Source organism: Chryseobacterium sp. JK1 (genome assembly GCF_050632815.1).
Taxonomy (GTDB): Bacteria; Bacteroidota; Bacteroidia; order Flavobacteriales; family Weeksellaceae; genus Chryseobacterium.
On record NZ_JBODRU010000004.1, the window covers coordinates 324,149 to 334,431 of the forward strand.

Genomic DNA, 10,283 nt, shown 5'->3' on the forward strand with positions numbered 1-10,283 from the left:
ATATAATCTTATATAATACCAAGAGCTAAGGCACTCAGCAACATTACAATTGATGATCCGATAGCCCATTTTAAAGTGAATTTCAAATGGTCAGAGAATTCAACTCCTGCCAGTGAAACCAATAAATAAGTAGATGGTACCAACGGACTTAATAAGTGAGAAGCCTGTCCTACAAGACTGGCACGTCCCAAAATATCAGGAGGAATATTCAGCTGGCTGCCTGTTGCTGTGATGACAGGTAATATCCCGAAATAATAAGCATCATTGGTCAGGAAAAAAGTCAATGGTACACTGAATATAGCCGTGATTACATTCAGATAGCCGCCCCATGTTTTAGGAATAATACTGATAATACTGTTTCCCATAGCATTCATAATTCCGGTTCCATTCAGTATTCCTGTGAAAATTCCGGCTCCGAAGATCATTCCTGCTACCGATAAAGCATTTCCTGCATGTTTTGAAATAATTTTCTGCTGGTCTTTCAATTTAGGATAATTGATTAGGGAAGCAATACAGAACGCAATCATAAAAGCAATTCCCAAAGGGATAATATCCAGAATCATAACGACAAGCAGAACGATGGTCAGGATCAGATTGACAATAATAAGTTTTGGTCGTCTTAATGCCGGGTCGTTTTCGCCTGCGATATCCTGTCCGCTGTATTTACTGTATTTCCCATGTTTAGCAATTCTTTTTTTCTCTCGTACTCCCAAAATATAGGCAACAAAAAATACCCATACCAACCCGATCAGCATAACCGGAATCATAGGAACAAATATTTCTGTATGTCCCAATTTGAGAGAACTCATCACTCTTGCAGTAGGCCCTCCCCAAGGTAGAATATTCATAATACCGCCCGCCAGCATAATGATACAGGTTAAAACTAAAGGATTCATACCTTGTTTTTTATAAAGCGGGAGTAATGCAGCTACTACAATAATATAAGTGGAAGATCCATCACCGTCCAAGGAAACCAAAGTGGTAAGAAGGGCGGTTCCGATGGTTGTTTTTACAGGATTATCTCCTACAGCCTTTAATATGGCATTCACAAGTGGCTCAAAAAGCCCGGTGTCGATCATCAGACTGAAATACAGGATGGCAAAAATTAGCATAACCCCCGTAAGCGCTATTTCTTTTACTCCATCTTTCATCATTTTTCCAAGATCGGGCCCAAATCCTGCTGCAACAGCAATAAGAACTGGGACAAGAACCAAAGCAGTGAGAGGAGTCATCTTTTTGTTCATGATAAGGATCATGAAGATGAAAATCATTAAAAAACCAAGAAATGTAAGCATAGTATAGTATAATGTTAATGAGGTTATTATTGTTTCTTTTTTCTCCAGTCGAAACTGTTTCTGAAACCTATAAACCCGTAATTACTTGTTTTTTTGGTTTCCATCTGGTTGATAAAGGCAAGTTCCAGGGCGGAGTTTTTCCCGACTTTTATTCCAAGGCCCGCTGTGATACGGTTGCTGTCGAAAGGTTCTTCTTTGTCTATATTCATTCTTATTTCGTTTTTAAGAATACCATAGAGTTTTTCTTTCTCTCCTTTTTTGCTGAAAGGAATTCTGACAGAGATCAGATATCGGATTCTTACCTCCAGTTCATCAGGGTTGCTGAGGAAGCGTTCTTCCACTCTAAGACAGTTGGAAATGGAAGTTCTTCCAATAAAATATTCAGCGGTTACCTGTTGGAAAGGCCTTTTTTCATATCTTATCTTTTTAGAACCATCGGTATTATAAGATTCGAGAATCAAAAACATGGCTCCTGCTGCAGGTCTTATATTTTCCGCCACCTCATAGTCTACATAAGCATTCACAAGGAAAAGCCTGGTGTCGTAAGCCAGATCAAAAGAACGGTATTGGGTAAGCGCTGTTAAGGTACTTTTATCCGTAAGTTTTGCCGACATGAGATACTGAAACCACATATTGTAATTGTCTTTACTCTGACTGTGAAAAAAACTACTTAGCAGGCAAAATGATAAAATAAGGGTTAATTGTATATTAAGTTTCATGTAATATTTGATTAATATTGTGATTTCTCAAATATATTTATTCAAAAGAGGGGGGGCGGATTTTTTCAATCAATGACAGTTTTTCTCAACGAACTGCATTTTGCGACAAAAAGATATTATATTTGACGTGTGTCAAAATTAGGTGTGGAGTATGTTTTTAATCATTAATTTTATAATTATATTATTGATTATCAGAGTTTTATTTAATGGTAGGATTCTGGGAAGTCTTATGAAGTACCGTTGGAAATTTCTGTTGAGGTTTCAACATATATTTTTCCTTTTTATCTTCATTTTGATGACTTATTTCACCGAAAACTACTTCCTGGATTCCACTCAGTTGGTAATGAGCATTATTTTGAACACAATTTTCAATGTGGGAATTTATTATTTGGTGTACTATTATTTGGTTCCCCGTTTCTATTTATCCAACAAGTATCCGGAGTTTATTCTCTATGCTTTAATCTGTTTTTTAGTATCTAGCCTTTTCAGGATTTTATGGGAGCCGGCGGTTTTTCAGATAGATTTCAGTGAAAAAGGATATCATATTGGCTTCCTATATAATGTATATATCTCGCAGGGTGTCATTATTCTGGTGGCTTCTTTTTTGGGAATTACAAAAGACAAATTTTTAATAGAACAAGATGTAATCAGCCTTGGAGAGGAGAAAGATCAGCTTTATCTGGATTTGCTTAAATCTAAACTGAATCCCCATTTTTTGCTGAATACACTTAATAATATATATGCCAACAGTTTTACCCATTCTGAAAAAACTTCTGATTCTATTCTACAGTTAAGTAAGCTTCTGAAATATATTATTTATGACAGTGGAAAAGAAAAAGTAACGGTTTCCCAGGAGTTTTCTTCACTGAAAGCCCTTGCAGCTTTGTATCAGCTTAAATATAATAATCAGCTTGATATTGTGATGGATATCGAGGATCAGGAAGAATTTGACATTGCTGAAATCCCGTCTGCAATACTTCTTACGTTATTTGAAAATGCTTTAAAACATTCTGCAATAGGTGAAGATGCTCACGGTTTTATCAAATTATTCTGTAACATTGAGCGTTCTGAATTGTATTTTGAAATTATAAATTCTGTAGGAAAAAGTAAAATGGGTCAGATAGAATCCAATTATCACGGATTGGGTAATGAAGCAATTATTCATATATTGGAAAAATTTTATCCTGATCAGTATGAATTTTATTCCGGACCGAAAGAAAATGATCAATATAAAATTGCTTTAACAATTATTATCCATGGCTAATCTGACTATCGTAAATGTAGATGATGAATATCCTGCATTACAGCTTGTAAAACAATATTGTGATCAGCTTGAAGAAGTTGAACTTCTGGCTTCATTTCAGAAGCCGGAAGAAGCGCTGGCATTTTTGAGAGCCAATAAAGTAGATCTTGTTGTTTTCGACATCAATATGCCTGGGATAAATGGAGTAGAGCTTTTGCAGCAACTTCCTGATCCGCCGCTGTGTATTTTTCTTACGCTGGAAACAAAATATGCGGTGAAAGCATTTGAATTGGATGTTGTTCATTATCTTATAAAGCCTGTAGATTTTGATACTTTCAAAAAGGCAGTCAATAAAGCAAGAGATTTTGTTCAGTTTAAAAACTCTGCGGCCAGCCAGCAGCAGGAAGACTATATTATGTTTAAATCCAATTATGTGATGAACAAAGTTTTTCTTAAAGATATCCTCTGGATACAGGGATTCGGGGAATATATTGTGCTGATGACACCTTTGAAAAAATATATGATCCTGGAAAGAATGTCCAATTTTGAGGAGAAATTTCAGCATTTCGGGTTTATCAGAATTCATAAGTCTTATATTGTATTATCAGAACATATCAATTCCTATAATTCAGGTCATGTTTTCTTAAAAAACGGAGAAGAGCTTCCTTTGGGGAGAACATATAAAAAGAATTTAAAAGCCCATTTAAATTAAAAAAGCTGCCTCAAAAGTCAAACAATATGACCTGTAAGACAGCCTTTTTAGATTTTTATTCAGTGAGTTCTATTATGGACAAGATTCTCCCGGTCCAATCCAAAGACTGCACTGGCCTTTGTAATTGTATTCACAGCAGAAACGTCCTGGGGCTCCGCCTTTAATTGATTTCTGAGCATCTCTGCTTAGCAGTTTAGCATTTTTCATAGTTAATCATTTTTGTTTGTACAATTCCTGAGTATTTAAAGTCAATCAGGGTTTTTGACATTTGGTGTTGATTTGTACTTCAAATATAATAATTTTTCCTTTGTTTGTGATATATTTTAAATTATTTTATTTGATATAAACCTATGATTATCAATTGCTAATTTTTGTTCTTATTTGATCATTTCTAACAGCATTTTTCTACCGTTCAGGTCCATGTCCTGCTTAACGATCTTTCGGGTCGCAGTATCAATATAGTAGGTTGTGGTGGTGGTTTTGTTGCTGATGTCATCAGTTGTTTTTACTATCCAGACTGGTTTTCCTTTATACTCTGACTTTTGAGTATCCAGAATATAAGCCTTCATCATTCCTTTTTTTTCAGATTTAGGGTTATAATCAAAGATGGAAATCTCGCCTGTATAGTTTTCTTTTAAAGGAAGCAATCGTATCAGCATTGCATAGCTGCTACTGTCGAAATATTGAGTGGCAGGAATATCAATAATATCTTTTTTCTGAGACTTCTTGTCAAGATAATATCCGGTGACTTTGTTTTTCTCAGATTGGAGTGCCATATCTCTCATCGTATTGTAAGAAGAATGATAGATAGGATCAAAATTTTTGATTTTTACAAGTGTAGAATCCGTCCATTTGGCATCCGGAGCCTGTTTCATTTTTACAGTAGTCTTAATGAGAAGATCCGTTTTGTTCAGTTTTTTGAATTCTGTAATGATGCTTCCGATTTCTATTTTTGCTCCGGCATTTTCAGCATACCATACAGCCTCAGAAATTTCGTCTTTAATGAATTTTGAATCCATCCCTGAATTTTTAGGAGTCAGCAGATTCTGTGAAAAAAAATGGGCACTGCTTAGTAGTAAAAGTAGAAAAAATGTTCTCATGATCTTTTTACTAATAAGTAGTGCCTTGTTGGTTAAAGTTACAACCTTTTGATTATTAACTTTTTCCTGCTGCCTGCATCGGATTTACTTTTCCATTAGAACCTCCTCTTACAGAACCAGCTTCCTGTTTTTGCTTAAAGAGCTGGAATTTCGAAGTCTCGCTTGTTGATCCTGTACTGCTCCAGAAATTATTGTTAGTATCAATATCAGCAGTTTCTCTCATCGGATCCAGCTGAATAGATTTCAGTTTTTTATCAAAATAATAGGTTTTGGAAACTTTTTGCTCATTCAGTCTCCAGATCTGTGCAGAAGATTTATCATATAATTTTGAGCCATCTTCAAAAGTGAACTCAAGAATAATTGGCATTACCAAACCTCCTTTGTTGGCAAAATCGATCTGATAAGCGGTTATATTTTTAAATTTCTCTTTCTCCTTAGCATCTAAAGGAAGACCAGCTTCAGTTTTGGTAACATACTCTTTTGAATTGTCAACCTTTTCCTGTCCTCTGTCATATTTATAATAGAAATCTTGAAGCTCTTTATCTCCGTCTACATAGAATTTAATATTCTTATCTTCTCTGTTTCTGATTTTTGAAAGATCTTCAAAGCTGTTCACCAAAGGTTTCTCTACCTGATATTTTACTTCAGCAGCAGCTTTAGGGTTTGTATTCAGGTCTGGAACGGCTACCGTTACTTTATCAATGGCAATATCCACGGGATCTGTTCCGTAGAACCATCCTCTCCAGAACCAGTCCAGGTCTTCACCACTTGCATCCTCCATAGTACGGAATAAATCTGCGGGTTCAGGATGTTTAAAGGCCCATCTTTTAGCATATGTTTTAAATGCTTTATCGAAAAGTTCTCTTCCCATGATTGTTTCACGAAGAATATTCAATCCTGTAGCAGGTTTTGAATACGCGTTCGGACCATATTGAACAATATTTTCAGAATTGCTCATGATAGGCTCCAGCTGATCTTTCGGAAGCTTCATATAATCTACAATCGTCCATGCCGGCCCTCTTTTGGAAGGAAATTTATTATCCCATTTTTCTTCTGTAAGATATTCTGTGAAGGTATTGAGTCCTTCATCCATCCATGCCCATTGTCTTTCATCAGAATTAATGATCATTGGAAAGAAGTTGTGCCCAACCTCGTGAATGATCACACCAATCATTCCATTTTTAGTTCCTTCAGAATAAGTCCCGTCTTTTTCAGTTCTTCCGAAGTTGAAACAGATCATTGGATATTCCATTCCGTTAGCCGCTTCTACAGACTGAGCAACAGGATAAGGATACGGAATTGTGAATTCTGAATAGGTTTTGATAGTATGAGCCACCGCTTTTGTGGAAAACTTTCTGTAAAGACCATAAGATTCTTTTGGATAGAAGCTCATTGCCATTACTTTATTATTGTTTTCAGGGATTGTTACACGCATTCCGTCCCAGACAAATTTTCTGGAAGAAGTCCATGCAAAATCACGTACGTCTTTCGCTTCAAAAACCCATGTTTTTCTTTGCTTTGAATGATTTTTCTCTGCTTTTTTAGCTTCGTCCAATGTTACAATTTCAATAGGCTCAGAAGCACTTTCTGCTTTTTTATACCTTGAAAGCTGATCAGAAGTTAATACCTGATCATAGTTTTTACATTCTCCGGTTCCCCCTACAATATGATCGGCAGGAACATTCATGGAAACTTTAAAATCTCCGAAAACTAAAGCAAATTCACCTCTTCCGGTGAACTGATGATTCTGCCATCCCTGAAAGTCGCTGTAAACGCACATTCTCGGATACCATTGGGTCATTGTGTAGAGATCATTCCCATCCTCAGGGAAGTTTTCATAACCTCCGCGGCCGCCCATTTTTATCCTGTTGGAAATATTATAATTCCAGTCTACTTTGAAAACAAACTTTTCTCCCTTCTTCAAAACTTTTGGAAGATCAATACGCATCATGGTTTTATTAACAGTATACTTCAGAGTATTACCTGAAGCATCCGTTACTTTTTCAAGGCTTACTCCATAACCATTGTCTTTAGCAGGAAGCTCTGTAACTTTTAGCTGCTGATCCGTGGTTGAAGGTTGAAGGACAGATGACTTGTCATATCCTGCATTTCTAATACTTGAATGTTCGTTTTCATCAAGCTGAAGCCAGATATAATCCAGATCATCAGGAGAATTGTTGTAATAAGTAACTGTTTCCGAACCTTTGAGATTTCTTTTGTCTTCATCCAGATAAGCGGTAATGTTGTAATCGGCCCTATTTTGCCAGTAGCCGTGTCCGGGTGCTCCCGAAGCTGTTCTATAGATGTTGGGTGTTGGTAGAATAGTTCCCAGTTGCTCAAACTTATTTCCATGGTTGCTGCCTGGGTTATTCTGAATATTTTGTGCGGTGAAACCTGTATATGCAAATACAGAAAGTGAAAGTATAACAACTTTTAGTTTCATAACCGAAAATGATTTATTAATGATCAAAGATAATAATAAGCTGTTGAAATCATGAAAATATTTCACACTTAAAAAGGAATTCTTTCCAAAGTCATTTTTAGAGATAAAGCAAATACACCAGAAGATACAAAGAGAATCCAGTCTTTTCTGTTGACCTTAAAAAGGTTAAGAAGAATAAATAAAACGACTAAAATTGCAAAAACAATAGCTATTTGTCCCAATTCCAACCCAATATTAAATCCCAAAAGTGGAAATGCAATACTCTGGCTTTTGGCAATCATTACTCTCGCCGTATTGGCGAATCCCATCCCATGTACAAGACCAAAAATTAGGGCAAGATAATAATTGGCCCGCATGAGAGTCTGTTTTTGGTTTTTCATGATAATATTATCCAAAGAGGTCAGCACAATAGTCAGTGGAATCAGGAACTCCACCCAGTCTGATGGCACTCTGAATACATCCAGAATGCTTAAAGCCAATGTGATAGAATGTCCAATTGTAAAAGCAGTAACAAGGATCAGAATTTTTTTCCAGTCATTATAAGAATAAACTGCAATCAAGGCAAGAACAAACAGCTGATGGTCTAAAGCATCTAGCGAGATAATGTGTTCCCATCCAAGGTTTAAATAAAGTAGAAAATCCTGCATTTTGATAGTAGATTGTTAGGTTTTGAATATTTTGTTAAAATTTGTCACAAAAGTAAACATTTCATATGTGAGGAAAGTTTTTTGAAATGCTATAACAATTTTTTAGGATTATGTTTTTACACTTTTGGATTAGAGATAGAAGTTATATTCTCGTGGCTTTTTCTATTAAAAGAGGTAGTCTTCATCCGATTCTTAGATGATTCTGTAAGTCTCCCCAATGGATAATAATCATTAGCATCTATGATTTCAAGAGCATCTGCATTATTTCTCCCAAAACTGATTTTTATATGGGTAAATATACTTATTGTTTTCTAAATAAATATATAGCTTTTCATATACAAAATAGAAACCTTTTACAACAAAAAACCACTACTCAATAGTAGTGGTTTTGCTATTATAACTTCAGCACATAAAAAAATGATACTGTAACAAGAAATTATGGTTTATTTTTTAACGTCTTATAAAAAGCATACTCTCCAAAGCGATCTTTTCTATATATAAGATAATCCTCAGAGCCTTTTGCCTTATAAATTGAATCTCCCATTTTTAGATCATCCTTACCGGGGGCATAAATCCAAAAAGTGTAATTAAAATCCTTATCTCCAACAAATTTAGCTATTTTTGAGTTCTCAAATTTCCTGTTAGATTTTATTTCTTCAATGATTCCTTTTAATTCAGAATTATAAAATTTGTTTTGTTTATTTATATTCCAAAAAAATGCAAATAGTATACCTATGACAATAATTATTATAAGTATAGCAATATTTTTTTTATTTAATTCCATATTAATATGATCCTTTACCTGTTACTGCTCCTGTGTAATCAGCAACTCTAATTTTACCATCAAAACCAACACCCACTCTCGTATTAGAGATTGTTACACCTACTCCTGCAGAACCTTTTGCTCCTGCTGCAATTCCAACTGAACGTGTAACCCATCTTCCCGCTACCGGACCATTATTAGGATTGGGATCAAAAGAAACAGCAACACTACCAGTGACTCCTACTACAGAAACAAGTGATCCATTTACATATGCTTCAGTTCCTACAACAGAATTTAAACTCATATCTGACACTTTTCCGGTAAAGGTACTACTAAAAAATGAAAGATTACCTTCACCTCCTGCCCCAAAAGCAACACCTAAACTTAAAGTGTTTCCTGGATCAAAGTAAACCCCGGCATCTTTACCTCTGGTTATTACTTCAAGTCCCATACTAGTTCCAATTTCTGCACCACCGCCAACTGAGCCGCCTTGGGTAATCCCAAATCTATCTGGAACTAAAAATCTAGCAAATGGACTGTTCCACCATTTGGTTTTATTAAGTACAACTTCTCCAACATCATAAACTCTTCCGTCAGCAATTGGTTTTCCTCCAGAAGATTCGTCATAAATATATCCGTCTGCTGCATAGCTTAAATCGCCTTCTTTTGCTGTTTCTCCTACATAAGTTCCTTTTACTCCTTTATCTGTTAAATCTTGCTGGCTTTTTATATCATCTCTAAACTCCATTTGGCCTAAAGAGTTTTTAAACCAATCTGATTCTGATCTTCCATCGGGATCTATAAACCTTATCGGATTATTGACAGCATAATTGTAAGGACTCCATCTTCTTGAAGTTTCCGCCAGCGGATCCACCACTCCCCATCTACCTAAATCCGGCATATAAAACCTAGCACCGTAATCATACATTCCCGTCTCCTGTAACTCCTTACCATTGTACTTGTAGTTTTTATAAGTACCCTGTCCAAAGAAAGCATTTCCTGTCTTCAGATGGTTCATTCCAAATGGATAATAATCATTGGAATCTGTGATTTCAAGAGCGCCTACGCTGTTTCTTCCAAAACTTATTCTTGTATTTCCCAGATGATCCTTATACTGGTAAATATACTGATCTTTTCCGTAATCATAAAATCCTTCTGCTGTGGGAAAGAACATTAATTGAGGTGTTTTTGCAGTAGTTTTTAATGTTTCTAAAGGAGGATTGGCAGTATTTTCAAGTGAGAAAGCCTGTTGCTCATAAGCATATTTCAACTTTTCTGTGATCATACGAAGTTCTTCAAGACCGCCACCTCCGCCATTATTGCTGGATTCATTATGATAATATTGAAATCCATCAAGGTAA

The 10,283-nt window shown here is 35.7% G+C and carries 10 protein-coding genes; 2 read left to right on the top strand and 8 right to left on the bottom strand.

Features of this window, described 5'->3' with window-relative positions; genetic code table 11:
* Nucleotides 1-8 precede the first annotated feature (8 nt).
* Together ACQ76T_RS20495 and ACQ76T_RS20500 are read right to left on the bottom strand one after the other, a co-directional pair.
* A complete protein-coding gene (locus ACQ76T_RS20495; RefSeq protein WP_431345102.1) occupies nt 9-1,343 on the bottom strand; it encodes a CitMHS family transporter in 1,335 nt (444 codons plus the stop codon).
* Nucleotides 1,322-2,014, bottom strand: a complete 693-nt coding sequence (locus ACQ76T_RS20500; protein ID WP_431345090.1) for a DUF2490 domain-containing protein — start codon at nt 2,012-2,014, stop codon at nt 1,322-1,324. Before ACQ76T_RS20500 ends, ACQ76T_RS20495 begins: the two co-directional genes overlap by 22 nt.
* Before the next feature lie 295 nt (nt 2,015-2,309).
* On the opposite strand from ACQ76T_RS20500, the gene ACQ76T_RS20505 reads away from it, so the two are divergent.
* The gene (locus tag ACQ76T_RS20505; protein WP_431345091.1) at nt 2,310-3,278 is read left to right on the top strand and encodes a sensor histidine kinase; all 969 of its coding nucleotides are present in this window, start codon (nt 2,310-2,312) and stop codon (nt 3,276-3,278) included.
* Nucleotides 3,271-3,969, top strand: coding sequence for a LytR/AlgR family response regulator transcription factor (locus ACQ76T_RS20510; protein ID WP_431345092.1), 699 nt, complete (start codon nt 3,271-3,273; stop codon nt 3,967-3,969). The genes ACQ76T_RS20505 and ACQ76T_RS20510 overlap by 8 nt, the downstream gene beginning before the upstream one ends.
* Nucleotides 3,970-4,041: 72 nt before the next feature.
* On the opposite strand, the gene ACQ76T_RS20515 is transcribed toward ACQ76T_RS20510, so the two are convergent.
* The 6 genes from ACQ76T_RS20515 to ACQ76T_RS20540 form a co-directional block, all read right to left on the bottom strand.
* Nucleotides 4,042-4,176 carry a hypothetical protein gene (locus ACQ76T_RS20515; RefSeq protein WP_431345093.1) on the bottom strand — a complete coding sequence of 45 codons (135 nt, stop codon included), beginning with the start codon at nt 4,174-4,176 and terminating at the stop codon, nt 4,042-4,044.
* A 170-nt stretch (nt 4,177-4,346) separates the two neighbouring features.
* Nucleotides 4,347-5,069 carry a hypothetical protein gene (locus tag ACQ76T_RS20520; protein ID WP_431345094.1) on the bottom strand — a complete coding sequence of 241 codons (723 nt, stop codon included), beginning with the start codon at nt 5,067-5,069 and terminating at the stop codon, nt 4,347-4,349.
* Between the two features lie 55 nt (nt 5,070-5,124).
* A complete protein-coding gene (locus ACQ76T_RS20525; RefSeq protein WP_431345095.1) occupies nt 5,125-7,512 on the bottom strand; it encodes a M1 family metallopeptidase in 2,388 nt (795 codons plus the stop codon).
* A gap of 68 nt (nt 7,513-7,580) precedes the next feature.
* Nucleotides 7,581-8,159 (bottom strand): HupE/UreJ family protein, encoded by a 579-nt coding sequence (locus ACQ76T_RS20530; RefSeq protein WP_431345096.1) that lies wholly within the window; start codon nt 8,157-8,159, stop codon nt 7,581-7,583.
* A gap of 436 nt (nt 8,160-8,595) precedes the next feature.
* Nucleotides 8,596-8,943: a hypothetical protein gene (locus ACQ76T_RS20535; protein ID WP_431345097.1), complete on the bottom strand. Its 348-nt coding sequence runs from the start codon at nt 8,941-8,943 to the stop codon at nt 8,596-8,598.
* A 1-nt stretch (nt 8,944) separates the two neighbouring features.
* A partial coding sequence (locus ACQ76T_RS20540) for an RHS repeat-associated core domain-containing protein (RefSeq protein ID WP_431345098.1) occupies nt 8,945-10,283 on the bottom strand: 1,339 nt, incomplete at its 5' end.